Origin of the sequence: Pseudomonas sp. 06C 126 (assembly GCF_001855215.1) — a bacterium.
GTDB classification, from domain to species: domain Bacteria; phylum Pseudomonadota; class Gammaproteobacteria; order Pseudomonadales; family Pseudomonadaceae; genus Aquipseudomonas; species Aquipseudomonas proteolytica.
Map to the genome: position 1 here is coordinate 204,562 of NZ_MIFU01000086.1, position 26,449 is coordinate 231,010.

Consider the following 26,449-nt stretch of genomic DNA (forward strand, 5'->3'; position numbering starts at 1 on the left):
GAAGGGCACGTTAGACGCACCCTCCCGTTGATTAACCGCTAGCCGATATTACTGAAGCAGCTTCAGTACAGCGGATGGCAGTTGGTTGGCCTGGGACAGGATCGCAGTGGAAGCCTGTTGCAGGGTTTGTTGCTTGGTCAGTTCAGCGGCTTCGGAAGCGAAGTCAGCGTCTTCTACGCGGCCTTTGGCAGCCGAGGAGTTCTGCGAAATGCTCTGCAGGTTGGCCACGGTGCTGGCGAAACGGTTTTGCACCGCACCCAGCTGCGAACGCTGGCTGTCGATCTGCTGCATGGCGCCGTCCAGAGCCTGGATAGCTTGTTGCGAGCTGGCCGCAGTCAGGATGCTCAGGTCGGCGACAGTAGTTTCCAACGTAGTGGAAGCAGTGGTGCCAGCGGTCAGGCCCAGAGCAGTCAGGCCAGTGCCCGCGCTGCCGTCAGCGATGACAATATCTTTCTTGGAGAACAGAGCCAGGCTACCGTCAGCGTTTTTGCTGGCGTTCACACCGGTGCTTGCACTGTTTATCGAAGAAACGATTGCGTCAGCGGTGTCACCCTTCTTGAACTTCACTTCAACGCCATTCAGCGAAACCGAAGTATCAGCAGTCAGTTTGGCCTGGGAGGTACCAGCCGACAGACCCAGCTGCGACAGCGAGCCGCTTGCGGTGTTGGTTAGCTTGACATCTTTGCCATCTTCAGAGGTGATCGAGATACGACCATCTTTGATAGAGGCAGTGTCGATACCATCTAGAGCAGTAATGGTATCCAATACGCTCTTAACTGTATCGCCCGCGTCCCACTTAACCGCTGTACCGTTAACGGTGATCTCACCGGCTTTACCCAAAGCATCAGTTTCTTTCAGCGCGACAGAAGGATTGCTAGGTGTCGTGCCGGCGGTCAGGCCGATAGTGCTCAGAGTAGTGCCAGCGCCCACGTTTTCCAGCTTGATCGCTTGGCTAGAAGTGAGGACAAGTTTATTGGCGCCGTCCAGCGTTGCAGTCACGCCAGTAGTATCTTTTTGGGCGTTGATTTTAGCCAGAGCTTCAGAAGCTACAGTACCGCCACCAGTGGCGGCTGCAGCCACAGCAAAGGTGATTTCCGTGCCGTTAATGCTGATTTTATCAGTAGCGGCAAGAGCTGCTGTGTCGGTTACACCAGTACCATTTACAGTGGCAGTACCCAGAACCGAGCCAGTGGCTGTAGCGCTCAAACCTTCCATCGCCTTACCGCCGAAGGTCGCTTCGCTGTACTCGCCCTTCAGAGCGGTAGCGCTGATGTCGGTCATACCGAACGAGATAGTCTCGTTGGCATTGGCGCCGATCTGGAACGCTACGTTGTTGAACGAACCGTCCAGCAGGTTACGACCACCGAAAGTAGTGGTGTTGGAGATACGGGTCAGCTCGCCGATTTTAGCGGTGAATTCTTGTTGCAGGGAAACACGGTCAGCGTCGCTTTTATCACCGTTCGCCGCTTGCAGGGCGAGTTCACGCAGACGCTGCAGGGTGTTGGTGGATTCTTGCATTGCGCCTTCAGCGGTCTGGGCGATCGAAACACCGTTGTTGGCGTTAGCGATGGCAACGTTCAGGCCTTTGACCTGGTTGTTCAGACGGTTGGCGATCTGCATGCCAGCGGCGTCGTCTTTAGCGCTGTTGATTTTCAGGCCGGAAGACAGACGGTTCATCGACTGGCTCAAAGCGTCGGATGCTTTGTTCAGGTTCTTCTGGACGCCCAGGGAAGTGATGTTGGTGTTTACGGACATTGCCATGACGAAATCCTCGTGAGTTGGATACTGCGGCTTCCGGCCCTGGCAACCGCCGGGTGTGGCCTAGAGAACCTTCGTAATAGTTATCGTCGTGAAAGCAGGTTGCTTGAGGATTTTTTTGATTTTTTTTACTAGCCCTGTGCCATCCCTTGCATTTCAAGACCTTATAGAGGCGTGAAACGCCAGCAATCACGGGATACTGGCGCCAAAACTTCGCCTTCAAGACTGCCCCCCTTGTAGGAGCGAGCTTGCTCGCGAAAAACGTTAACGATGACGCGGGCATTCAGAATGCACGCGGCGCCCTCAGGTTCTTCGCGAGCAAGCTCGCTCCTACAGGGTAGAGGCACAAAAAAACGCCCATGATCTTTCGATCATGGGCGTTTTTTTGTGCAGCCTATTAGAGCATCACGGCCGATAGATAATCGCCGAGCCCCACGACAGGCCAACACCAAAGCCACTGATGGCCACGCGCTTCCACTCGGCGTCCATCACGTGCTTTTCCAGCAGCAGCGGAATGCTCGACGACACGGTGTTACCGGTCTCGACCATGTCCTTGATGAACTTCTCCACCGGCGCATCTTCAAAACGCCGGGCCACGGCGTCGACAATCGCCGCACTGCCCTGGTGGATGCAGAACGCGTCAATATCATCGGCCTTCAGGTCCGACTCGTTGAGCAACTCGTGCAGGTGCGCTGGCACCTTGAGCAGGGCGAAGTTGAACACCTGGCGGCCGTTCATGAAGAACACGCCATCACTGACCTTCAAATGCGGTGCGCCGGAACCGTCGGTACCGAACTTGGCCTTGCCCAACTGCCAGGTGGCGTCTTCGCCCATCCAGGTAGCGGTGGCGGCGTCGCCGAACAGCATGGTGGTGTTGCGGTCTTCCGGGTCGACGATCTTCGAGTACGGGTCGGCGGTCACCAGCAGGCCGTTTTTCAGGCCGGCGGCTTCCATGAAGCCCTTCATCGCGTAAATACCGTAGACGTAGCCGGAGCAGCCCAGGGAAATATCGAAGGCAGCGACGTGGGTCGGCAGGCCCAGCTTGTCCTGGACGATGGCGGCGGTGTGCGGCAGCCCTTCTTCGTCGCCGTTCTGGGTCACGACGATCAGCGCGTCAATCGACTCACGCTTGAGCTCGGGGTTGTTGGCAAACAAGGCATTGACCGCCTCGACGCACAAATCCGAGGTTTCCTGTGCAGCATCCTTGCGCGGCAGGAATGCCGAGCCGATCTTGCCAATGATGAATTCTTCATCCTTGGCGAATTTGGCACCCTGGGCGTAGTTGTCCAGCCCTTCTGCCGGCACGTAGCTGGCGATGCTTTTTATGCCAATCATTGTGGCTTCCCAATACAAAATAGCTGGAGAACACCCCTGAAAACCCTTCAGGAGCGCTGACAATAAAGGGGATAACCCCGCAAAAACCCGCCGAAACTACCGAAGCCAAAGCCTGGAAAGCGGTCTGGCCTTTTCACACGATACAGTGAAGATGCGCTTTATGACTCATAGGTCACTCATTTTTGTGCGCTTTGTTTAAAAGCCTGCGCCAGAAACGACAACGGCCCAGCCTGTTTCCAGGGTGGGCCGTCGTGTCTTGCCGGGCCGATTACATGCGGCTGAACAGGCTCAACTGGGAGATTTTCACAAAGGCCAGTTGCGAGGCCTCGAGCATTGCCTTCTGGAACGCCAGGTCAATCGAGGCCGTTGCCACATCGGTATCACCGATGGCGGCGGTGGTCGATTTGTTGGCCAGCACCATGCTGGTGTTCTCCGTTTCCTGGATCGACAGCGAGTTCATCCGCGCGCCAATGGAGCCGCGCACCCCATCAACCTGGGCCTGGGAGGCCTTGATGTTGGTAATGGCAGCATTGACCACATCGGTCAGCTTGGCCTGGGCAATCGGATCACCGTCGGACGGGGTTTCCAGGGCCTGGCGCAGTTGGCTGAGGGTATCCAGGGCACTTTGCGTCTTGTGGGTATTGGAGCCCACCGCAAACTGGTCACCGGAGTCGGGTGCGCCGGTGATGTCGAACTTAACACCAGCTGCCGTGATGCTGGCTGGGGTCGCAGGCACAATCGGCGGCCCCGGCTGGGCTGGCGTACCAGGCACCACGGTGCCGCTGGAAACCGGCTTGCTGTCGGCAGTGATCGGCTGGGCATACACCTCGTACTCTGTGGTCGAGGTAAATTTGATCACCGCGCCTTTGTTCGGGAAGGTGCTGCTGTAATCCGCCTGGCTGGTGACCGTGCCGCCCGATAACTGCGCCGCAGTTTGGTTGCTCGGCGTACGCGAGACACTGAAGCTGTCCGGCTTGCTTTGCAGGGTGAATTCACGGTCCTTGTACACCGCGTCAGCCTCAGCGCCGGGCTTGGCATCCCCCAGGTTCTGGTCGACATCAAAGGTCACGCCGCGCACGGTGACCGAAGCACTGCCTTCCTTGGTGGCATCGAACTTGCCGTTGCCCGGGGTTTGCGCAGTGATGTCGTTACCCGCCGCATCCGACACGGTGTACTCCGTGCTGCTGATAAAGGTCAGCTTGTACGGCTGGCCATCCGTGAAGCTGCTGTCGTAGGTCGACGGCGAAGTCACGATGCCGCCCGAAACCAGCACCTTGCCGTCGTTGACGCTGCCGGTGGCCTGGGTACGGCCCGCATTGACCGTGCCTTCCAGGATCGATTTGCCGGTGTCATTGACCACCATCGACAAGGTGTCGGAAACCTTCAGGCTCAGGGGCGTTTCGTCGCCCTGATAGCTGTAGGTACCGTCGCTGTTACGCGCATACGGCGGCGTGTCGCTCTTGCCGCCGGCAAACAGGTAATGGCCGGACGAATCCTTGCTGTTGAGCAGGCTCAAGACCTGCTTTTCGATTTCACCAATCTCGGCGGCAACGGCCTTGCGGTCATCATCGCTGATACCGCCACCGCCCTTGCCCGCCACCTTGAGCGACAGCTCACCCGCGCGCGCCAGGGCGGTGTCGATACTGGCAAGCACGCTTTCCTCGCTATTAAGCGAGTTCTTCATGCTGCTGATATTGCCCGCATACTGCCCCAACATGTCCTGCTGCTGTTGCAGCAGCAGCAAACGCGCCGCGCCCACCGGATCATCCGCCGCAGTTTGGATACGCACGCCGGAGTCGATCTGCTGCTGGGTCTTGGTGACGTTGGAGAAGTTGTTGGTATAACGCGCAGTCGTGGTATTGAAATACTGTTCGGTCGAGATTCGCATCGTCTCAAACTCCCTTAAAGACTGTTGATCAGCGTGCTGAAGGTTTCTTGCGCAGCTTTAATGATCTGCGACGACGCGGTGTAGTACTGCTGGAAACGGATCATGTCGCCGGCCTCCTCGTCCAGGTTGACCTGGGACACGGAGCTGCGATTGGACGTGGCGGCCGCCAGCATGGCGCCGGTCGCGCTGTTGTCGACGTTGGCCTGGCTGGCCTTGCCGCCGACGCTCGACACCAACTGGCTGTACGCGGTGCTCATGCTCACGCCCGCATTGCCATCAGTGGCGCCCACGGTCTTGCGGGTTTGCAGGTCGAGCAATTGCAGGGCATTGCGGTTGTCGAGCTTGCCGCTGCTGTTGAACGACACGGTGTAGCTGTCGTCCGGCTTCGGCTCGCCACGGATCACGGTGTCCACCCCGAACGTCTGCGCATTACCGCCGGCGTCGACGTAGGGCACCTTGATCGTCAGCTTGTTGTCCTGGCCCGGCACGATGGTGCCGGTGCCAATAGGCTGGCCCTGCGCGTTATTGATCACATAGCTCTGGGTGCCATCGGCGGCACGCTCGCCAAAGGTCATCTTGACCGGCATCGACGACTTGATCGCCGCTTCCAGCTGCGCAGTATCGGCGCCGCCATGGATGTCCAGGGGCAGCGTCAGGGTCGGCGGCTCAAACACGCCAGTACCACTGTTGTTTTTGTTGCCCTCGGCCAGCAGCGGCGCAGAAAACGCCAGCTTGTTGGGGTCGGTCATCACCACCTTCAGGTCCATCGCGCCGCCAGCGGTCGGGCTGACCTTGAACGTATCGCCCGCAGCTACCGGGCCCTTGCCATCGAGGGCCAGGGTGAAGCCGTCGATTTCCGGAGGGGTCTGGGTGACGTCGAAGGGGCCCATGGACTTACCGTCCGAACGCAGGACGCTGTACATCTTGTCGTCACTGAAGGTCACCTTGTAGTCAAAGGTGCTCAGTTTGCTGGTGTCTTTGATCGTGACGTTCAGGTTGCCGGAGTTCGCGCTGTTGTTCGAGCCGCCCACACTGCGCTGGCCAATGGCAAATACGCTGTTGATGTCATTGAACAGCGCGGCGCCGAACTGCCCATTGGCGTCCAGGCCCTGCCCCAACTGGGTATTGACCGCTTCACCGACAACCATGGCGGTACGCCCCAGGTCATTGATGGCCGGCATCAACACGTCCTGGCGATAACGCAGCAGGCCGCCGATGGAGCCACCGCTGATCACTGAGCTGACGTCCATCGCTTGCCCGCCGGTGGTCAGCACCACCGAGTACTGGCTCTTGTCATCCTTGCTCGGCACCGCCGACAGCTTGTTCGACACACCGTCCGCAACCAGGGTCTGCCCAGTGCCCAGGGAGACATTGAAATGGCCGTCCGACTCAGTGACCTTGACCCCAACCAGCTCGTTGAGCGAGCGCACGGCTTCGTTGCGCGCATCCAGCAGGTTCGCCGGCTCGCCATTGCCCTGGCCCTTGGCCTGGAAAATCTGCTGATTGAGGGAGGCGATCGAAGAGGTCAATTGGTTGACCTGGCCGGTGATCGTCTCCAGCTGGCTGTTGATGCCTTCTTTTTGCTTGTTCAGCTCGGTGGCAATCGAGTTGAAGCGATTGCCCAGGGTCTGGGCAATGGTCAATACCAGTTGGCGCGCGGAGTTGTCGCTGGGGTTGGCCGAAGACGTCTGCAATGCGGCGAAGAAGCTGTTCAAGGCCGCACCGACACCGGTGGACTTATCGGACAGCAGCTTGTCCACCGAGCCGATCTGGTCCAGATAAGCCTTGGCGTCGAAGTTCAGCGACGTGGTGGTCTGCAACTGGGTGTCAAGAAACTGGTTATACACCCGGCGCACATCCGACAGCGTGGTGCCGGTGCCGACAAAGACCCCGCCGACCCCGGACATGCCGTTGGCCGTCTGCATGGTCTGCTGACGCGAGTATCCAGGGGTCTTGGCGTTGGCAATGTTGTTACTCAAGGTCGCAAGCGATCCCTGAGCCGCATTGAGTCCTGACATCCCGATATTGAGCAAACCCATGGTTCAAACCTTATAAATGAGTGGATGCGCCAGCGGCAGCGTAGTTTTGATAGCTGTTCATGGTTTTGGCGATCTGCGAAATCTTGCTGGCGTACGCCGGATCCGTTGCATAACCGGCTTTTTGCAACTCGCGTACAAACTGTTCCGGGTTATCGGCCGACTTCAGGACTTCTTGATATCTTTCATTGCTTTGCAACAAGGTCACGAGGTCGTGGAAGCTGTCCTGGTAAGAGTCGTAGGAACGGAACTGCGCCGTTTCCTTGACCATCTCGCCATTGCGAAACTCACTGGTGATCGCCCGCGCCTGGGCGCCCTGCCAACTTTGGCCTGCCTTGATGCCAAACAGGTTGTGGCTGCTGCTGCCGTCTTGCTGGCGCATCACCGATTTGCCCCAACCGGTTTCCAGGGCAGCCTGGGCCACCAGGTAACGTGGGTCGATGCCAATGCGTTCGGCCGCCTGCTTGGCCATGGGCAGCATGGTGGCGACAAATTCGTCTTGCGAGCTGAAGGCTTTTTTCGCCGGCGCCAGCGGTGGCTGGGCCACGGCACGGCCGTAGATCTGCATGCGCGAATCGCGGGCGGCAAAAGTGCGCGCGGCACCGTTGATCACGCCATCTTCGGCGGCACTGTTGCGCAGTGGTGCGGCCTTGGCCGCACCCGTCGCCTCGACACCCGGCACGATACCGGCCAGCAGGCGATCGGTGAGTTTGCTTGGCAAGGCAATGCGCCGCTGATTCATCAACGCCATGTCATTGCGCAGGGTGCCGTCATCGGCCCGTGGCGCCACCTCGACCCGCGCCGCCCACAGCGCGCGCTGACCATTGGAACGACCCAGCGGGCCATCCGCCTGGGTGCCGGCGGCAATCGGCGTCGGTACATCGACTTTCTTCTCGACCGCGTCCGGGCCCTGCAAGGTCGAGGCTTGCCCTTCCATTGGCTTGTTCTTTTGCATCTGGCGCAACAGCACGTCCGCCAGGCCAATACCGCCGCCCTCGCGGGACAGCGAGACGGCCAGTTGCTGGTCGTACATTTCCTGATACTGCTTGGCCGCCGGGGTGTTCAGCGGGTTGTCCTTGCCCAGGGCATCGGTGGCCGAGCGCATGGACTTGAGCATCTCGTTGAGAAACAGCGACTCGAATTCCTGCGCCACCTTGCGCATGTTGCCTTCGCTGTTCTTGTCGCCGAACTTGAGCTGGTTAAGCCGGTTCAGGTCCGAGTAAGACCCCGAGTCGGCCGTGCTGGCGATACCGCTCTTGCGCATGTCCATGACTAGGGCCTCAAATCACGATCAGGTCGGCTTGCAAGGCGCCGGCCTGTTTCAGGGCTTCAAGGATCGCCATCAAGTCGCCGGGCGCCGCGCCCACCTGGTTCACCGCTCGTACGATTTCATCCAGGGTGGTACCGGGGCCGAACTTGAACATCGGCTTGGCTTCTTGCTGGGCATTGACCCGCGAGCGTGGGACCACGGCAGTCTCGCCGTTGGAGAACGCCCCAGGCTGGCTGACAATCGGGTCTTCGGTAATGGTCACGGTCAAGCTGCCGTGGGTCACGGCCGCTGGTGACACCTTGACGTTCTGCCCGATCACGATGGTGCCGGTACGCGAGTTGATGATGACCTTGGCCACCGCCTGACCCGGATCAACCTCAAGGTTTTCCAGGATCGACAGGTAGTCCACACGCTGGCTTGGGTCCAGCGGCGCAGTCACACGGATCGAACCGCCATCGATGGCCTGGGCCACACCAGGGCCGAGCATGTCGTTGATCTTGTCCACCACACGCTTGGCGGTGGTGAAGTCCGAACGGTTGAGGTTCAGGGTCAGGCTGTTGCCCTGGTTGAACCCGCTGGGCACGGTGCGTTCCACCGTGGCGCCGCCAGGAATCCGCCCGGCCGATGGCACGTTGACGGTGATCTTCGAACCGTCGCGACCTTCAGCATCAAACCCGCCCACCACCAGGTTGCCCTGGGCGATGGCGTAGACGTTGCCGTCGATACCTTTGAGCGGGGTCATCAGCAAGGTGCCGCCGCGCAGGCTTTTCGAGTTACCAATCGACGACACGGTGATGTCCACCACCTGCCCTGGCTTGGAGAACGCCGGCAGATCGGCACTGATCGACACCGCTGCGACGTTTTTCAACTGCACGTTGCCCGAGCCGGGCGGCACCTTGATCCCGAACTGCGAGAGCATGTTGTTGAAGGTCTGCAGGGTGAACGGGGTCTGGGTGGTCTGGTCGCCCGTACCGTTGAGGCCCACCACTAGGCCGTAACCGATCAACTGGTTGGTGCGCACCCCGGAAATACTGGCGATGTCCTTCAGGCGTTCGGCCTGGGCAGCGACGCTCAGGGAGAGCAACAACACCGCTGCCATCAGCTGTTTGAGATTCAAAGTGATCACCTAGAAAGGGAACAGCGGGCTAAGGAAGAAACGGTCAAACCAACCCGGCTGACTGGCGTCGGCAAACGAACCCGTACCCGAATAGGTAATGCGTGCATCGGCGATCCGCGTGGAAGGCACGGTGTTGTCGGTGGCGATATCGTCAGCCCGCACCATGCCGGCAATGCGCACCAGTTCGTCACCGGTGTTGAGGGTCATCCATTTTTCGCCGCGCACGGCAATGATGCCGTTGGGCAGTACATCGGCCACCGTCACCGTGATCGAGCCCACCAGGCTGTTGCCCTGCCCGGCCTTGCTGCTGCCGTTGGTGGCGCGGTCGCCGCTGTAGCCCACGTCCAGGCTCAAGTCACCACTGCCCAACGGGTTGTTGGTGTTCAAGCCACCGCCAAACAGCGAGGTCAGGCCGATGCCGGTCTTGCTGTTCTTGGCCACCTGGGAGTTGGCGTTCTTGCTCGCTGTGGTGCGCTCGTTCAGGGTGATGGTGATGATGTCCCCGACCCGGAATGCCTTGCGGTCGCTGTACAGGTTCTGTTCGAAACCGGCCTGGTAGATCGAACCGTTGTTGGCGGCGGCAGGCAGCGGCGTGCGCGGCAACACCGGCGCGTAGTACGGGTCATTGGGTTTTGGCGCCGGGGCGACACAGCCCGCGAGCACGGCAATCCCACTCAATGCCAGAACAGAAACAAAGCGACTCATGACCCTTACCTCACGGTGTTGCAGGCGCCTTATGAGCGCCCCATAGACTGGATTACAGATTCTGCGTAACGAACGAAAGCATCTGGTCGGCGGTGGAGATCACCTTGGAGTTCATCTCGTAGGCACGCTGGGTGGTGATCATGTTGACCATCTCTTCCACGGTGCTGACGTTGGAGGTTTCCAGGGTGCGTTGCAGGGTGGTGCCAAACCCGTTGAGGCCCGGGGTGCCGACTTGCGGCGCGCCGCTGGCGGCGGTTTCCAGGAACAGGTTGTTACCGGTGGCTTGCAGGCCGGCCGGGTTGATGAAGTCGGCGGTCTGCAGGTTGCCGATCACTTGCGACGCTGGGTTGCCGGCGATAGTGACGGACACGGTGCCGTCGGCGCCGACCGTGAAGGTCTGGGCATCGTTGGGCACGACAATCGCCGGCTCTAGGGCAAAGCCGTTGGCGGTCACGACCTGGCCGTTGGAATCCAGGTGGAAGGTGCCGTCACGGGTGTAGGAAGTAGTGCCATCCGGTTGCAGGATCTGGAAGAACCCACGGCCATTGATCGCCATGTCCAGCGGCTGCCCGGTCTGTTGCAGGTTACCGGCGGTGAAGTTCTTCTGGGTGCCGACGATGGACACACCCGTACCCACTTGCAGGCCCGACGGCAATTCGCTGTCCTGGGTCGACTGCGCACCCGGCTGGCGCTTGATCTGATAGAGCAAGTCCTGGAACTCGGCGCGATCACGTTTGAAGCCCGTGGTCGAAACGTTCGCCAGGTTGTTGGAAATAACGGTCAAGTTAGTGTCCTGGGCGGACAGACCGGTTTTGGCAACCCATAGAGCCGGAAGCATGCTGTTCTCCTTCGTGCGCCTGTTTGTTGGCGCCGCGTTACGAAATTGGTGGTCAGTGGCGCTGCAATCAGCTCATCTGCATGACGCGGGTCATGGCCTGGTCGTCTTCTTTGGCGCTGTTCATCATTTTCACGTGCAATTCGAATTGCTTGGACAAAGCCAGCACCGCGGTCATTTCTTCGACGGCATTGACGTTGCTCGACTGCAAAAAGCCCGAGTTCACCTTGACGCTGGCATCGGCCACCGCGGGCTGGCCGTCCTTGGTGTGGATCGCGCCGTCCAGGCCCTTGGTCATGTTGGCCAGGTCTGGCTTGACCAGCTTGATGCGGTCCACTTCAGCCATCACCCGCGGGCCTTCGCCCATGGCGCGGATGCTGATGGTGCCGTCTTCGCCGATTTCGACCTTCTGCTCGGGCGGCACGGAAATCGGCCCGCCATTGCCCATGATCGGCATGCCGTTGCCGGCCCGCAGGACGCCGAGCGCATCGATATTCATGCTGGCGGTACGCACGTAGGCTTCGCCACCATCGGGGGTCTGCACCGCGATCCAGCCATCGCCGCCGACGGCAACGTCCAGGTCACGACCGGTCTCGACCATCGAGCCAGGGGAAAAATCAGTGCCCGGCCGCTCGGTCAGGGCAAACGCCCGCGCCGGAAAGCTGTCACCAAACACCGGCATCGAGCGGGCCTGCTCCAGGTCACGCTGAAAACCGTTGGTGGAAATGTTCGCCAGGTTGTTGGCATGGGCCTTTTGCGCCAGTGCATTCTGGCTGGCGCCGGTCATTGCCACATAAAGGTACTTGTCCACGCTCATTCCTCTTACTGACGGACGTTTGCCGCCCACCGATGTACTGAGGAGTCTTTAGCAATTTGCGCACCAACTTTTTAAAAGCCGGGGAAAGCCAGGCGGGGCAAGGGGTTGGGGCGTATCGAGGATTATCGGAGGGGCAGGACGAGTCGGAAAAACGGCGGAGTTCTGCCGGTTGCGGCAAACAGCGGTCTTGGCAGCTATACAAATTCAATGGGGAGTGGGCTTGTGTGGGAGCGAGCAAGTCGAATCGTCGCACCGCCGCTCCCACATTTTTAATCCCGTTGTGTCAGGGGTTTATTTGTCGGCCTTGAGCACTGCGTAATCGCGCAGTTTATTGGCGATGGTGGTGTGGGATACACCCAGGCGCTTACCCAACAACCGACTGCTGGGATGCTCGGCATACAGGCTCTCCAGCACCGCCTTTTCAAACCGCCCGACAATCTCCTCCAGCCCACCCTCCAGGGAGAAATCGCCAAGGGGCTGGCGCACGCCGTAGTCCGGCAGGCGAATATGCTCAGCCTTGACCGTCCCGCCCTCACACAACGACACCGCCTGGAACAGCACGTTTTCCAACTGCCGCACGTTACCCGGCCAATGGTAGTGACTGAGCCGCTCCATGGCCGCCGGCGCCAGCTTGGGCAGCGGGCAGCCAATCAGGCGGCTGGCCTGGTCGATAAAGTGCTCGACCAGCGGCGGTAAACCGTCAAGGCATTCGCGCAGCGGCGGGATATGCAGCGATAACACGTTGAGCCGGTGATACAGGTCCTGGCGAAACTCCCCGCGGGCACACAGTTCCGACAAGTCCACCTGGGTCGCGCAGATCACCCGCACATCCAGGTAGACCTCTTCATCGCTGCCTACACGGCGGAAGCAGCCATCCTGCAGAAAGCGCAGCAATTTCACCTGCAACCGCGCGCTCATTTCGCCCACGCCATCCAAAAACAACGTACCGCCTGCCGTCAGCTCCAGCAGCCCGAGCTTGCCCTCTGCACGCGCCCCTTCAAATGCGCCGGGGCCGTAGCCAAACAGCTCGGTCTCGGCCATCGACTCCGGCAACCCCGCGCAATTGAGCGCCATCAACGGAGACTGCCCGCGCGGGCTGGCCAGGTGACAAGCGCGTGCCAGCAGCTCCTTGCCGGTGCCGGTTTCACCTTCTATTAATAGAGGCGCGTCGAGGGGCGCCATGCGCCGCGCTTCACGCACCACCGCGGCCATCACTTTGGAGCTTTGGAAAATGCTGTCGAAGCCGCGCAACTCCTGCTTGCGCACATTGTAGATACGCTCACCGACACGGTCGGCACGGTGCAAGGTCAACACGGCGCCAGCCATGGCTTCGCTGTCGTCATGCTCGGAGGATTGCAAGGGGGCGATATCGGCCAGGAACACATCGCCCTTGACCTTGACCCGCAGGCCATTGATCCGCGACTTGCTCGCGCGCACCAGTTCCGGCAGGTCGAAGTCCTCGGCGTAGCGCGATAAGGGAATGCCCGGCACTTCGTCCACCCGCACCCCGAGCAACTGCGCCGCAGCGCGGTTGGCCGCGACAATCGAGCCGCCCATGTCGATGGACAGCACCGGGAATTCCAACGCTCCGAGCAAGGCGTTGAGTTCCATGTGCCGACGCTCGCTGGGCATCAGCCCTACCCGCTTGACGCCAAATACCCCGGCGATCGCCTCGAACTGCGGGCGCAGGGCCTGGAACTGCATGTTCACCAGGTTCGGGCAGTACAGGTAAATGGCATTGCCATGCTCGCCACCGACCTCGCCCTTGGCCACGTTGACGCCGTATTCCACCAGCAGGTTGAGAATGTCCCGCAGGATGCCGATGCGGTTCTGGCAATGCACTTTGATACGCATGTAAAGGCCCGGTTTGTTGTAGGAGAGCTGATCGAGCTGCGTCTTTTTGTCGCCGCACGCAGATAGTCGTCAAGATTATGTGACAGCCAACGACCTTTTCCCATCCGAAAATCACAATGCAGCGTGCGCCATGCCTAATCCGTAACGAATACTTTACGATAATCGGTGAATTTTCCTACAGCCCTGCCCTAATGACAGGTGGAATCCACCGCCAGGCGGAGTATCAATAAGGCCATAGCAGGACATAACAAGAACGAATGCCTAGCAGGAGAGCCGTATGAAGCAGACGCACTACGTGGCCCGCGAGCCCGATGCGCAAGGTTTTATCCACTACCCGCCCGAAGAACATGCGGTGTGGAACACCCTGATCACTCGCCAACTGAAAGTGATCGAGGGTCGCGCCTGCCAGGAATACCTGGACGGCATCGACAAGCTCGGCCTGCCCCACGATCGTATTCCGCAACTGGCCGAAATCAACAAAGTGCTAGCCCAAACCACCGGCTGGCAAGTGGCGCGGGTGCCGGCGCTGATCCCCTTCCAGACGTTCTTTGAATTGCTCGCCAACAAGCAGTTTCCGGTAGCGACCTTTATTCGTACCCGTGAAGAGCTGGATTACCTGCAAGAACCGGATATTTTCCACGAGATTTTCGGCCACTGCCCACTGCTGACCAACCCCTGGTTCGCCGAATTCACCCACACCTACGGCAAGCTCGGCCTCGCCGCCACCAAGGAGCAGCGCGTGTACCTGGCGCGCCTGTACTGGATGACTATCGAGTTCGGCCTGGTGGACACCCCTGAAGGTCGACGCATCTATGGTGGCGGCATTCTGTCGTCACCCAAAGAGACGGTGTACTGCCTCTCGGATGAGCCCAAACACCAAGCCTTTGACCCGCTGGAAGCCATGCGCACCCCTTATCGCATCGACATCCTGCAACCGCTGTATTTCGCCCTGCCCAACCTCAAGCGCCTGTTTGAAGTGGCGCAGGAAGACATCATGGGCATGGTCGAGCGCGGTATGCAGTTGGGTCTGCACGCGCCGCTGTTCCCACCCAAGCCCAAGGCGGCTTGAACTGATGCTTTTAAGGCCAGGTGAGTCTGTTCCCTGGCCGCGCGTTGCTTTAGGGTGACGCCACTGGCAACCGAATTCCACATACTCGATTTCAGGAACACCTTTATGACCACCTTGAACCAAGCCCATTGCGAAGCCTGCCGTGCCGACGCCCCACAAGTCAGCGACGAAGAACTGCCGGTGCTGATCAAGCAGATCCCCGACTGGAACATCGAAGTGCGCGACGGTGTGATGCAGTTGGAAAAAGTATTCCTGTTCAAGAATTTCAAATTCGCCCTGGCCTTTACCAACGCCATGGGCGAAATCTCCGAGGCTGAAGGCCACCACCCAGGCCTGCTGACCGAATGGGGCAAAGTCACCGTGACCTGGTGGAGCCACTCGATCAAAGGCCTGCACCGCAACGACTTCATCATGGCCGCGCGCACCGACGAAGTAGCCAAGGATGCCGAGGGCCGCAAGTGATGCATTTCGCCGATATTGGCCGGGTGCCTGGTGATCCGATCCTGGGGCTGATGGAGTCCTATGCCAAGGACGCCAACCCGCAAAAATTCGACCTCGGCGTGGGCGTCTACAAGGATGCCCAGGGCCTGACCCCGATCCTGCAGGCAGTTAAGCGCGCCGAGCAGCGCCTGGTCGAGCAGCAAACCACCAAGACCTATATCGGTGGGCATGGCGACCCGGCTTTCGGCTGGCTGGTTAGTGAGTTGGTGCTGGGCGCAGGCAGCGCACTGCTCAAGGCACAACGCGCTGGCGCCACGCAAACCCCGGGTGGCACCGGCGCCCTGCGCCTGAGCGCCGACTTCATCGCCCACAGCCTGCCAGGCCGTGGCGTGTGGCTGAGCAACCCGACGTGGCCGATCCACGAAACCATCTTCGCCAAGGCCGGGCTCAAGGTCAGCCACTACCCATACGTGGGCAGTGACAACCGCCTGGACGTGCCGGCCATGCTCGCCACCCTGGCCACCGTGCCCGAAGGCGACGTGGTGCTGCTGCACGCTTGCTGCCACAACCCCACCGGTTTCGACCTGTCCCAGGACGACTGGCGCCAGGTGCTGCAGATCGTGCGCGAACGCCACCTCCTGCCGCTGATCGACTTCGCCTACCAGGGTTTTGGCGACGGCCTGGAGCAAGACGCATGGGCAGTTCGCCTGTTTGCCGATGAACTGCCTGAGGTGCTGATCACCAGTTCCTGCTCGAAGAATTTTGGCCTGTACAGCGACCGCGTCGGCGCGCTGATCGTGTGCGCCAACGATGCCGAGAAGCTGCTGGATGTGCGCAGCCAACTGGCGTTTATCGCGCGCAACCTGTGGTCGACACCGCCGGATCATGGGGCTGCTGTAGTCGCCACCATTTTGGGTGATGCCGAACTCAAACAGCTGTGGAGCGCCGAAGTCGAAGGCATGCGCTCGCGCATCGCGCAGTTGCGTTCGGGCCTGGTCGAAGCACTGGTGCCCCATGGATTGGCCGAGCGTTTCGCCCATGTCGGCGTGCAGCGCGGGATGTTTTCCTATACCGGCCTGAGCGCCGAACAGGTGAAGCAACTGCGGGAAAAACACAGCGTATACATGGTCAGCTCCGGGCGCGCCAACGTCGCCGGGATTGATGAGACGCGGCTGGGGTTGCTGGCCGAGGCCATTGCAGACGTGTGCAAACCCTGAAAAGTGGGAGCGGGCTTGCCCGCGATGAGGGCGTGTCAGTCGATACATATAGTGACTGACACACCGCCTTCGCGGGCAAGCCTGCTCCCACATTTGTCCGCGTTGACCCAGGAATATCTGCCTCAGCCCGCAACCATCTCGGCCTTGACCTGCGCCTCCTTGGCCTGGGCATCCGCCAGTCGATACAGCTCGATATGCCCATCCCAGTGCTCGATCAACGCGGTGCACGACTCCACCCAATCCCCGCAATTGAGGTAGTCCACCTCGCCCACCTTGCGAATCTCCGCGTGGTGGATATGCCCGCACACCACGCCGTGCAACTCGCGCTTGGTCACTTCGTGGGCGATGGCTTCCTCGAAGTCGCTGATAAAGCTCACTGCGGTCTTCACCTTGTGCTTGAGGTACGCCGACAGCGACCAATAACCGTAGCCGTAGCGTGCCCGCCAGTGGTTCAGCCAGCGGTTGAGGGTCAGGGTGAATTCGTAGGCCGAGTCGCCGAGAAACGCCAGCCAGCGATGGTAGCGGGTGATCACGTCGAACTGGTCGCCGTGGATCACCAGCAGATGCCGGCCATCGGCGGTCACATGCACCGCTTCGTCCACCAACTGGATATTGCCCAGGATCAGCTTGGAATAGCGGCGCAGAAACTCGTCATGGTTACCGGTGACGTAGATCACCTCGGTGCCGCGCTTGCTCATGGTCAGCAGGCGGCGGATCACGTTGGTATGGGCCTGGGGCCAATACATGCCGCCGCGCATTTTCCAGCCATCGATGATATCGCCCACCAGGTACACCTTGTCGGCGTGGTAGCCCTTGAGAAACCGCGACAAATGTTCGGCCTGGCAATCCCGGGTGCCCAGGTGCACGTCGGAGATCCACAGGGTGCGAACCCGTTGCTTGCGACTGGGTTTGGCGAGCTCGGCGCTGGTCATGGGCATACCTCGAGGGTGTTTTCGCCAGCTTGCTCCCGGGCAATTAATAGCCCATGACAGTCTTGCGTCAGTCAGATGACAACGCCCGCCGCGCGTCGGGCGGTGTAAACTGCCGGCCTGCCCGGGAGATTGCGATGAGACCGACCCTCACGCTGCGCCATTACACCCACGACCTGATCGCCCATAGCCATGACCACGCGCAACTGGTGTTTGGCCTGGCCGGCCGCCTGGACTTCGAGGTGGAAGGCATCGGCGGCGAAATCTGCCCGCAAGGGGTGATGGTCCTGCCCTTCTCCACCCATCACAGCTGTGGCAGCCCCCGTGGCAGCCAATGCCTGGTGCTGGATGTGCCCGACGAACAGTGGGTGATGCAATCTTTGGGCGAGCACGCGGATGCCAGTCGCCGCCTGCTGGACCAACCGGCTCGGGTGAAGCTGGATGCCCGCCAGGGCCAATTGGTCACCTGGCTGGCGAGCGGCGCGCTGGATGACCCACTGATCGCCCAGCAAGGCGCGGTGTTGTTATTGGCTACGCTCAATGGCCAGCCGCCTGCTCAAGCCAGCGCGCGACGCCTGCCCTACGGCGCATTCAACGCACATATCGACCAGCACGCGGCCTACCCGCTGCAGGTCGCGGATCTGGCACGGCTGGCAGATATTTCCGTCGCCCGCCTGCACGCCCGCTTTGTCGCCGAATGCGGGTTGACCCCCATGGACTACATCCGCACCCGCCGCCTGCAAATGGCCCGCGGCTTGTTGCGCGACAGCCTCCTGCCCATTGGCGAGATTGCCGCGCGGGTCGGCTATGGCTCGCAAAGCGCGTTTGCCGCGGCCGTGTTGCGCGAGTTCGGCAGCTCGCCCGGAGCCCTGCGCCGGCTCGACAACGGGCGCTAGTCCTGCGATAAAACCGGCGATTCCCACGACAGACACCCAGGCGCCAGGCGCTCTAGACTGGATGCCTGCCTGCTTACTGTTTTAAGGACTGTCATGACTCCCCGCACTGCCTTAGGCGCCCTGCACATCGGCGCACTGATGTTTGGCCTCACCGGCGTCTTCGGCAAGCTTGCCGCCGCCTCGCCCGGCATCATCGTATTTGGCCGTGCCGCTTTCGCGGTAATCGCCCTGGCGCTGTTCGCGCGTTTTGCCAGCAGCACGCCGTGGCAAAAACTCTATAGCACCGACCTGCGGCGCCTGCTGCTCAGCGGCCTGCTGCTGGCCGGGCACTGGGTGAGCTTCTTTATTGCGGTGAAAGTGGCCGGCGTGGCGATTGCGACCTTGGGGTTTGCCACATTCCCGGCTTTTACGGTGATCCTCGAAGGCCTGATCTTCCGCGAGCGGATTCGCGCCAATGAAATGGTGTTGGTGCTGCTGGTCAGCATCGGCCTGGTGCTGGTCACCCCGGACTTCGATCTCGCCAGCCAGGCCACCAGCGGCCTGGTCTGGGCCGTGGTCTCGGGCCTGCTGTTCTCGCTGCTGTCGCTGAACAATCGAGCCAGCGCCAGCATCCCGCCAGTGCAGGCGGCCCTCTGTCAAAATGTGGTGGTGGCCCTGTGCTTGTTGCCCTTCGCCGCTCCTGGCCTGGGCGACGTGCGCGCTCTGGATTGGCTATGGATCGGCCTGCTGGGGGTGTTCTGTACTGGCCTGGCCCACAGTTTGTTTGTCGCCAGCCTCAAAGTGCTCAAGGCGCGCACCGCTGCCGTGGTGTTCGCCATGGAGCCGGTGTATGGCATCACCGTGGCCTGGCTGCTGTTCAGCGAAACCCCGACCCTGCGCATGCTGCTGGGCGGCGCACTGATCATTGCGGCCATCGTGGTCTCGGGCTTGATGAGCCGCCCCGTCAAGGTCAAACAGCCATCAACCATGGCCTGATCTATACTTTTCCTATCCGCAACAGTCAGCTGTCGTTCAACGGATACAGACTCCTCGACGACAGCCGTGAACCTTGAAGTTGCTGCATGCGAGTGGTCGCTCCCCTAACGCTACGCAGGAGTTTCACCATGGACATGTTCATCACACTGATCATTCAGATCATCAGCGGCGCAGTCGGCGGCAACCTGGCCGGCCTGAGCAAACAAGGCCTGGGCTCCGGGCTCAATACAGTGGTCGGTGGCGTCGGCGGCCTGGTGCTGGGGCAGATCGTCTCGGCCATCAGCGGCCTGCCTCCTGGCGGCGCGCTGGATGTCGCGGCGGTGGGCAGCAATATCGTCGGCGGCGGTGTCGGCGGCCTGGTGCTGACGCTTGTCGTCGGCTGGATCAAAAACAAAATGGCCGCCAAATAAACCCACTGTCACTGCCGGCTGCATGCCGGCAGTGTCGTTTACGAGGTACGGTCGTTGTGCCCCAGGTCTCGCTCTGGATCGATCTGGTCACGTACCCGCTGCTTGAGTACCTTGGCCTCCGGAAAGCCACCATCGGCCTTGCGCTCCCAGATCTGCACGCCGTCGCATGTAATGCGAAACACCCCGCCGGTCGCCGGTTCCAGGGCCACTTTGCCGAGGTCATCGGCAAAGGTGCTCAGCAGTTCCTGGGCCAGCCACGCGGCGCGCAGCAGCCACTGACATTGGGTGCAATAGGTGATGACAATCTCGGGCCTGGATGCGGACATGAAATGAAGAACTCCTGAGATGACGAGACAGGTGGATCGGATGGCTATAATACCGGCCTTTGCCGTCCAGCCCCGAGATTGATGATGCGCCGCCTGTTGTCCTGCCTGTTGCTGTGCCTGCTCCCTGTCCTTGCCCAAGCCGTGGAAGCCCCCCGCCCGAAAATCGGCCTGGTGTTGTCCGGCGGTGCCGCCCGTGGCCTGGCGCACATCGGCGTGCTCAAGGCCCTGGAAGAGCAAGGCATCCATATCGATGCGATTGCCGGCACCAGCATGGGGGCGGTGATTGGCGGGCTGTACGCGTCGGGCTACAAGATCGACGAACTGGAAAAGCTGGCGCTGAGCATCGACTGGCAGTTGGCGCTGTCCGATGCCCCGCCCAGGGAAGACGTGCCGTTCCGGCGCAAGCAGGATGACCGGGACTTCCTGATCAAGCAGAAACTGAGCTTTCGCGACGACGGCAGCCTCGGCCTGCCCCTGGGCGTTATCCAGGGTCAGAACCTGGCGCTGCTGCTGGAGAGCATGTTCGCCCACAGCAGCAACACCCGCGACTTCGACAAGTTGCCGATTCCATTTCGCGCCGTGGCCACCGATATCACCAGCGGCGAGAAAGTGGTGTTCCGCAAGGGTCACCTGCCCCAGGTGATTCGCGCCAGCATGTCGATCCCCGCGGTGTTCGCCCCGGTGGAACTGGACGGGCGACTGCTGGTGGATGGCGGCATGACCGATAACATCCCCCTGGATGTGGCACGTGAGATGGGGGTCGATATCGCCATCGTGGTGGATATCGGTACGCCGCTGCGCAGCCGCAAGCAACTGGCGACGGTGGTGGATGTGCTCAACCAGTCCATCACCCTGATGACCCGCCGAAATTCCGAGGAGCAACTCAAGGCCCTGCATCCCGGCGACGTGCTGATCCAGCCACCGTTGGCCGCCTATGGTGTGACCGACTTTGGCCGCGCCAAGGACATGATCGACGCCGGCTACCGCGCCACCCGTGCCCTGGATACCCGCATGGCACGCCTGCGCCCCACCGGCTCGGTAGACGCCGAACTGACCGCCGCCCGCACCCCGGGCCAGCGCAACCCGACGATCACCGCAATCAAGGTAGAGAACGACTCGAAAGTCGGCGACGACGTGATCCGCTACTACATCCGCCAACCCATCGGCGAACCCCTGAACCTGGCCCGCCTGCAATCGGACATGGGCACCCTGTATGGCCTGGATTACTTCGAGCAGGTGCAATACCGCGTGGTGAAAAAAGGCCCGGACAACACCCTGGTGATCAGCGCCCGTGGCAAACGCAGCGGCACCGATTACCTGCGCCTGGGGCTCAACCTGTCCGACGACATGCGCGGCGACAGCGCCTTCAACCTCGGCGCCAGCTACCGGGTCAACGGCATCAACCGCCTCGGCGCCGAATGGCTGACAAGGGTACAGATCGGTGATCGCCAGGAGCTGTACAGCGAGTTCTATCAGCCGATGGATACCGGCTCACGTTATTTCGTCGCCCCCTACATCAGCGCCCAGGCGCAGAACGTCGAACTGATCCTGGATAACGACCCGATCTCCGAATACCGCCTTGAGCGCTACGGGTTTGGCCTGAACGTCGGTCGGCAGATCGGCAACAGCGGCGAAATCCGCTTCGGCGTGGGAGAGGCGTGGGGCAAGGCCGATGTGCGCATCGGCGACCGCGACTTGCCGAGCGTGAGCTTCAGCGAGGGGTTCTATGAACTCAAGTACTCGTTCGACTCCCTGGACAACGTGTACTTCCCCCACACAGGTGAGGACATCGGCCTGGCCTACCGTGAGTTCGAACCGGGCCTGGGCTCCGACCAGCGCTACCGGCAATGGGAGTTCAAACTGGACAAAGCCATGAGCCACGGCCCGGACACCCTGGTACTGGGCGGTCGCTACGGGCGCACCCTGGATGATTCCGACGTGGTGATTTCCAGCTTCCTGCTGGGCGGCGCGCGGCAGTTGTCAGGGTTCCGCCAGGATGCGATTTCCGGGCAGAACATCAGCCTGATGCGCGCCGTCTACTACCGTCGCCTGACCCCACGCTCGTACTTGCCACTGGACTTCCCGCTGTACCTGGGCGCCTCCCTGGAACGCGGGCGGGCGTGGAACAACGACAATGAGTTCGACAGTGGCTACATCAACGCCGCGAGCATCTTCCTGGGGTTCGATACGCCACTGGGGCCGTTGAATTTCAGCTATGGGTTTAATGATGACAATCAGAAGGCGGTGTACCTGAACCTCGGCCAGACCTTCTAACGACACTTAGCCAAGACGGAGCGGGCTTGCCCGCGAAAGCAGTGGTTCAGTCACCGAATATATTGACTGACACACCGCTTTCGCGAGCAACCCCGCCCCCACATTTTGATCAGCGACGTAATCGGCTCAGGTCTTTTCCAGATTAGCCAGGATGTGCCCATGGACCCGCATGCACACCCGCATATCCTCTTCATCGACACCCACAAACAGCTCCTGGCGCAGGGCCGTGGCGATGGTCTCGATCTGATCGATCAACGGGCGGGCGGGATCACACAACACAATGCGCTTGGCACGCCGGTCTTCCACCACCGCCTGGCGTTGCACCAGGCCCTGGTTCTCCAGGCTGTCGAGTAGGCGAGCCAATGTTGGCCCTTCAACGCCGACACTCTGCGCCAATTCGCGCTGGGTCGGTGCTTCTTCAAAACGGGCCAGATGCAGCAGCACCAACCAGCGGGCCTGGGACAATCCCAGCCCCGCCAGGCGGCGATCCAGTTCTGCGCGCCAGCCACGGGACATTTGCGCCAACTGCATGCCAAAACGGTGTTGATCGGTTAACGGCATAAAAAACTCATGGGTTAGACTGAAAATAAAGTATGGCTAATTATTAGTCAGCTAAGCATGACCCATGACAGTAGGCAAGGTTTGCAATGTACTGATTCGTTACATTGTCGTAATTGACACATTAAATCTCGAATTCCGACTGCAAAGCGGCCCGCACACAGTACAAAACGCCCTCGGGCACCCGTCCGGTAAACAGCGGCGCTATATCGCTAACCGGTGGCAATTCACCTTCGCCGTCGAGAAAGGCGTCCTGGATTTCCCCGAGCAAGTCCTCCGGCAGATCTAGAGCCTGCTCCAGAGACAACTGCTGCTTGCCAATGGACTCGGCCAGCAAGGTGTAGACGTTTTTTTCCGAACATTGCAACTGCCCGGCGATCTGGATCGGCGTCATGCCCGCACGGGCCAGGCTGATCAGTTCATGGCGGATATCGGCGATTTCCTTCGGTGCCTCGGCCTGGCCGCCAAGGACTTCCAGGAAGGCCTGGCCATAACGCTCCAGCTTGCGCGCGCCCACGCCGCTGACCCGGGCCATTTCAGCCATGGTGGTGGGCTGCTCGCGTAGCATTTCCAGCAGGGTGGAGTCGGGGAAAATAACGTAGGGCGGCACGCTGTGCTCTTGCGCCAGCTTGCGCCGCAACGCCCGCAGGGCTTCCCACTGTTCCCGCTCCTCGCCGCGCACCAGTTGGCTGGCCTGGCTGGTGCTGCTGGACTTGGCAGTGGTCTGCGGCTTGAGGTCGCGGCGCAGCTCCAGGCTGACCTCGCCCTTGAGCAGCGGCCGGCAGCTGTCATTCAGGCGCAGGCCGCCATAGCCTTCCAGATCGATATCCACTAGGCCACGGGCCACCATCTGGCGGAACAACGACCGCCATTCGCCTTCAGCCCGCGCCTTGCCCACGCCATACACCGACAGGTGCTGGTGACCGAAACTGCGGATTTTTTCGTTGTCCTTGCCCAGCAGCACATCGACCAGATGCCCGACACCATAACGCTGGCCAGTACGGAAGATCGCCGACAGGCCCTGGCGCGCCGGCTCGGTGGCATCCCAGGTCTGCACGCCGTCCACACAGTTATCGCAATGCCCGCACGGCTGGGGCATGTCTTCGTCGAAATAGGCGAGCAGGGTCTGGCGGCGGCAGCGGGTCTCTTCACACAGCGACAGCATGGCGTCGAGCTTGTGTTGCTCCAGGCGCTTGTGGCGCTCATCGCCTTCGGAGTTTTGCAGCATCTGCTTGAGCATCACCACATCCTGCAGGCCGTAGACCATCCAGGCATCCGCCGGCAGGCCATCGCGGCCGGCGCGTCCGGTTTCCTGGTAGTACGCCTCGAGGGACTTGGGCAGGTCCATGTGCGCAACGAAGCGCACGTTGGACTTGTCGATGCCCATGCCGAACGCAATGGTCGCCACCATGATCAGGCCTTCCTCGTTGAGGAAGCGCTTCTGATGATAGGCCCGCAACTCATTGGGCAGGCCAGCGTGGTAAGGCAGCGCGGGGTAGCCCTGCTCGCAGAGGAATGCGGCCACTTCATCGACCTTCTTGCGCGACAGGCAATAGACAATCCCGGCATCGCTGCGCCGCTCCGAGAGGAACGCCAGCAATTGCTTGCGCGGCTGTTCCTTGGGCACGATGCGATAAAAGATATTCGGCCGGTCGAAGCTGGAGAGAAAGCGCTCGGCGTTCTGCAGGTGCAGGCGCTCGACGATTTCTTCGCGGGTGCGCTTGTCGGCCGTGGCCGTCAGGGCAATGCGCGGCACATTGGGGAACAGCTCGGCCAGTTGCCCCAGTTGCAGGTATTCACGCCGGAAATCGTGACCCCATTGGGAAACGCAGTGGGCTTCGTCGATGGCGAACAGGGAGATTTCCAGGCTCTGCAAAAACGCCAGCATGCGCGGCTGCACCAGACGCTCGGGCGCAAGATAGAGCATCTTCACTTCGCCCCGGCGGATCCGCGCCGCCAGGTCGCGCTGCTGCTCGGCACTCAGGGTCGAGTTCAACGCAGCGGCGGCGACACCCAGTTCTTCCAAGGTGGCCACTTGGTCGTCCATCAGTGCGATCAACGGCGAAACCACCACCGCCAGCCCTTCACGCAACAATGCCGGCACCTGGAAGCACAACGACTTGCCACCACCGGTAGGCATCAAGACCAGCGCATCACCACCGCTGGCCACGCGCTCAATGATCGCACCCTGGCGGCCACGAAAGCTGTCGTAGCCGAAGATGTCCTTGAGGACGCGTTGAGCCTGTTCAAGCATGAAAAACTCCAAATTCCACCGAAATCCCTCTGTACAGGCTGGCTGAAAAAGCGCGCTTGGCCGGGAAATAATCCGTAAGCGAACTTTTCCCGCGACCGCCTCCGGCCTGCAGGGGCATCACAAAACGCGGCAGTATACCCGAGCGCTCCCCCGCACAGGGCGCCACTGACGAATAGCGGCCCATCTGGAAACCCTGCAAATATGCAGTGCGGCTGGCCTGCACGCTCAAGAAGGCCTAGAATTCAGCATCGTTTATTCCCAAGGTAGTCTTTCAATGTCCTTCGCTGAGCAAATAAACCGCCTGCAAGCCTTCCTCGATGCCGATGAGCTGCATGACGAGGCGCTGGACTACGTAGCCGCCCATGGCTACCTGACTGCGCTATCGATCTGCTCGGAGCAGGTCCCTGACCGTGAATGGATCGACGCGCTGTTCGCCGAAGAGCCTCACTACAAGGACGAGGCCCAGCGCACCGAAATCGAAGAAACCCTGGTCCAGCTCAAGGCCCACATCTCCCGCCAACTGGCATCCGATGAAGAGTTCGAGCTGCCATGCGACCTCGACCTGGGCGAAGAGCCGGACGACTCCGACCTGCGCGGCTGGTGCATTGGCTTCATGGAAGGCGTGTTCCTGCGTGAAGCGGCCTGGTTCGAAACCGCCGAGGACGAAGTCAGCGAAATGCTGCTGCCGATCATGGTCGGTTCCGGCCTGTTCGACGACCAGCCTGAGTTCGCCGATATCGCCAGCGATGCCAACCTGATGGACGACATGATCGTACAGATCCCGGAAGCACTGACCGCCCTGTACCTGCTGTGCAACGCCCCCGACGAAAAACCGGCGATCCTCAAGCCTCGCCACCACTGAGTCCCCCGCCCGTGGCGCCCATGGGCAACCGCTCGCCGATTGTGCGCTACGCGCTACTGGCCATTGGCTGGTTGAGCGTAGTGCTCGGCGTGATCGGAATCTTCTTGCCAGTCTTGCCGACCACCCCCTTCCTGCTCCTGGCTGCCGGCTGTTTTGCCCGTAGTTCACCGCGCTTTTATGCGTGGCTGGTCAACCATCCGCGCCTGGGTCCCTGGATTCGGGATTACCTGGATGGCAACGGTATCCCTCTCAAAGGCAAGGTGTACGCCATCGGCCTGATGTGGCTGAGCATCGGCCTGTCCTGCTACCTGGTGCCATTGCCCTGGGCACGCGGGTTCATGTTGACCAGTGCGGTGCTGGTGACGATCTATATCCTGCGCCAGAAAACCCTGCCACCACGATCCAACTGACCCGTGGCGAGGGGGCTTGTCCCCCGTTGGGCTGCGCAGCAGCCCCAATAAGTCCCACCAAGTAGTGTCAGGTATACCGGGGGAGATGGTTTTGGGGCTGCTGCGCAGCCCAACGGGGTGTAGAACCGTAGACATCCTTTACATCTGAAACCGGGGACATCGTTTACACATTTGAAGCTTGGATGCGGCTCTTGCCGCGTCCAAGTCTGCCCA

23 protein-coding genes are annotated in these 26,449 nt (G+C 60.8%); 9 read left to right on the forward strand and 14 right to left on the reverse strand.

All coding sequences use genetic code 11. The features are described 5' to 3' along the window. Nucleotides 1-48: 48 nt before the first annotated feature. The 10 genes from BHC62_RS15255 to BHC62_RS15300 form a co-directional block, all read right to left on the reverse strand. Nucleotides 49-1,761, reverse strand: a complete 1,713-nt coding sequence (locus tag BHC62_RS15255) for a flagellin (RefSeq protein WP_070995429.1) — start codon at nt 1,759-1,761, stop codon at nt 49-51. Nucleotides 1,762-2,163: 402 nt separating this feature from the next. Next, nucleotides 2,164-3,093, reverse strand: a complete 930-nt coding sequence (locus tag BHC62_RS15260) for a ketoacyl-ACP synthase III (RefSeq protein ID WP_029292488.1) — start codon at nt 3,091-3,093, stop codon at nt 2,164-2,166. Between the two features lie 268 nt (nt 3,094-3,361). After that, entirely contained in the window at nt 3,362-4,981 is a 1,620-nt protein-coding gene (locus tag BHC62_RS15265) for a flagellar hook-associated protein 3 (RefSeq protein ID WP_070995430.1), read from the reverse strand. A 14-nt stretch (nt 4,982-4,995) separates the two neighbouring features. Then, nucleotides 4,996-7,020: a flagellar hook-associated protein FlgK gene (gene flgK, locus BHC62_RS15270; RefSeq protein ID WP_029292484.1), complete on the reverse strand. Its 2,025-nt coding sequence runs from the start codon at nt 7,018-7,020 to the stop codon at nt 4,996-4,998. A gap of 10 nt (nt 7,021-7,030) precedes the next feature. Then, on the reverse strand, nt 7,031-8,287 hold the full coding sequence (gene flgJ / locus BHC62_RS15275; RefSeq protein ID WP_070995431.1) for a flagellar assembly peptidoglycan hydrolase FlgJ: 1,257 nt from the start codon (nt 8,285-8,287) through the stop codon (nt 7,031-7,033). Nucleotides 8,288-8,297: 10 nt separating this feature from the next. After that, nucleotides 8,298-9,386: a flagellar basal body P-ring protein FlgI gene (locus BHC62_RS15280; RefSeq protein ID WP_029292480.1), complete on the reverse strand. Its 1,089-nt coding sequence runs from the start codon at nt 9,384-9,386 to the stop codon at nt 8,298-8,300. A 27-nt stretch (nt 9,387-9,413) separates the two neighbouring features. Further along, entirely contained in the window at nt 9,414-10,109 is a 696-nt protein-coding gene (gene flgH / locus BHC62_RS15285; protein ID WP_070995432.1) for a flagellar basal body L-ring protein FlgH, read from the reverse strand. 52 nt (nt 10,110-10,161) lie between these two features. Beyond that, nucleotides 10,162-10,947 carry a flagellar basal-body rod protein FlgG gene (gene flgG / locus BHC62_RS15290; RefSeq protein WP_029292476.1) on the reverse strand — a complete coding sequence of 262 codons (786 nt, stop codon included), beginning with the start codon at nt 10,945-10,947 and terminating at the stop codon, nt 10,162-10,164. A 67-nt stretch (nt 10,948-11,014) separates the two neighbouring features. Further along, on the reverse strand, nt 11,015-11,755 hold the full coding sequence (locus tag BHC62_RS15295; RefSeq protein ID WP_029292474.1) for a flagellar basal body rod protein FlgF: 741 nt from the start codon (nt 11,753-11,755) through the stop codon (nt 11,015-11,017). A gap of 297 nt (nt 11,756-12,052) precedes the next feature. After that, the gene (locus BHC62_RS15300; protein ID WP_070995433.1) at nt 12,053-13,615 is read right to left on the reverse strand and encodes a sigma-54-dependent transcriptional regulator; all 1,563 of its coding nucleotides are present in this window, start codon (nt 13,613-13,615) and stop codon (nt 12,053-12,055) included. Nucleotides 13,616-13,892: 277 nt separating this feature from the next. On the opposite strand from BHC62_RS15300, the gene phhA reads away from it, so the two are divergent. The 3 genes from phhA to BHC62_RS15315 all read left to right on the forward strand — a co-directional run bounded on the left by phhA (nt 13,893) and on the right by BHC62_RS15315 (nt 16,342). Continuing rightward, nucleotides 13,893-14,684 carry a phenylalanine 4-monooxygenase gene (phhA, locus tag BHC62_RS15305; protein WP_029292469.1) on the forward strand — a complete coding sequence of 264 codons (792 nt, stop codon included), beginning with the start codon at nt 13,893-13,895 and terminating at the stop codon, nt 14,682-14,684. A gap of 105 nt (nt 14,685-14,789) precedes the next feature. Continuing rightward, nucleotides 14,790-15,146, forward strand: a complete 357-nt coding sequence (locus BHC62_RS15310) for a 4a-hydroxytetrahydrobiopterin dehydratase (RefSeq protein WP_017134918.1) — start codon at nt 14,790-14,792, stop codon at nt 15,144-15,146. Next, on the forward strand, nt 15,143-16,342 hold the full coding sequence (locus tag BHC62_RS15315; RefSeq protein ID WP_176770978.1) for an amino acid aminotransferase: 1,200 nt from the start codon (nt 15,143-15,145) through the stop codon (nt 16,340-16,342). Before BHC62_RS15310 ends, BHC62_RS15315 begins: the two co-directional genes overlap by 4 nt. 122 nt (nt 16,343-16,464) lie before the next feature. Here BHC62_RS15315 and BHC62_RS15320 read toward each other — a convergent pair whose 3' ends face one another. After that, nucleotides 16,465-17,274: a UDP-2,3-diacylglucosamine diphosphatase gene (locus BHC62_RS15320; RefSeq protein WP_029292463.1), complete on the reverse strand. Its 810-nt coding sequence runs from the start codon at nt 17,272-17,274 to the stop codon at nt 16,465-16,467. 134 nt (nt 17,275-17,408) lie between these two features. On the opposite strand from BHC62_RS15320, the gene BHC62_RS15325 reads away from it, so the two are divergent. The 3 genes from BHC62_RS15325 (at nt 17,409) to BHC62_RS15335 (ending at nt 19,552) form a co-directional block, all read left to right on the forward strand. Then, on the forward strand, nt 17,409-18,167 hold the full coding sequence (locus tag BHC62_RS15325) for an AraC family transcriptional regulator (RefSeq protein WP_070995435.1): 759 nt from the start codon (nt 17,409-17,411) through the stop codon (nt 18,165-18,167). A 93-nt stretch (nt 18,168-18,260) separates the two neighbouring features. Beyond that, nucleotides 18,261-19,142 (forward strand): DMT family transporter, encoded by an 882-nt coding sequence (locus BHC62_RS15330; protein WP_070995436.1) that lies wholly within the window; start codon nt 18,261-18,263, stop codon nt 19,140-19,142. Nucleotides 19,143-19,270: 128 nt separating this feature from the next. Next, nucleotides 19,271-19,552 carry a hypothetical protein gene (locus BHC62_RS15335; RefSeq protein ID WP_070995437.1) on the forward strand — a complete coding sequence of 94 codons (282 nt, stop codon included), beginning with the start codon at nt 19,271-19,273 and terminating at the stop codon, nt 19,550-19,552. A gap of 38 nt (nt 19,553-19,590) precedes the next feature. Here the strand turns inward: BHC62_RS15335 and BHC62_RS15340 are convergent, their stop codons facing one another. Next, on the reverse strand, nt 19,591-19,878 hold the full coding sequence (locus BHC62_RS15340) for a SelT/SelW/SelH family protein (protein ID WP_029292454.1): 288 nt from the start codon (nt 19,876-19,878) through the stop codon (nt 19,591-19,593). A gap of 84 nt (nt 19,879-19,962) precedes the next feature. On the opposite strand from BHC62_RS15340, the gene BHC62_RS15345 reads away from it, so the two are divergent. After that, a complete protein-coding gene (locus tag BHC62_RS15345) occupies nt 19,963-22,152 on the forward strand; it encodes a patatin-like phospholipase family protein (RefSeq protein ID WP_029292452.1) in 2,190 nt (729 codons plus the stop codon). Between the two features lie 126 nt (nt 22,153-22,278). Here BHC62_RS15345 and BHC62_RS15350 read toward each other — a convergent pair whose 3' ends face one another. Both BHC62_RS15350 and recQ read right to left on the reverse strand, forming a co-directional pair. Then, nucleotides 22,279-22,713: a MarR family transcriptional regulator gene (locus BHC62_RS15350; protein ID WP_029292449.1), complete on the reverse strand. Its 435-nt coding sequence runs from the start codon at nt 22,711-22,713 to the stop codon at nt 22,279-22,281. Between the two features lie 121 nt (nt 22,714-22,834). Beyond that, complete coding sequence (recQ, locus tag BHC62_RS15355; protein ID WP_029292447.1) at nt 22,835-24,964, reverse strand: DNA helicase RecQ; 2,130 nt, start codon at nt 24,962-24,964, stop codon at nt 22,835-22,837. A gap of 274 nt (nt 24,965-25,238) precedes the next feature. On the opposite strand from recQ, the gene BHC62_RS15360 reads away from it, so the two are divergent. Continuing rightward, entirely contained in the window at nt 25,239-25,826 is a 588-nt protein-coding gene (locus BHC62_RS15360; RefSeq protein ID WP_029292445.1) for a YecA family protein, read from the forward strand. A 20-nt stretch (nt 25,827-25,846) separates the two neighbouring features. Beyond that, on the forward strand, nt 25,847-26,236 hold the full coding sequence (locus tag BHC62_RS15365) for a YbaN family protein (RefSeq protein WP_070995438.1): 390 nt from the start codon (nt 25,847-25,849) through the stop codon (nt 26,234-26,236). Nucleotides 26,237-26,449 lie beyond the last annotated feature (213 nt).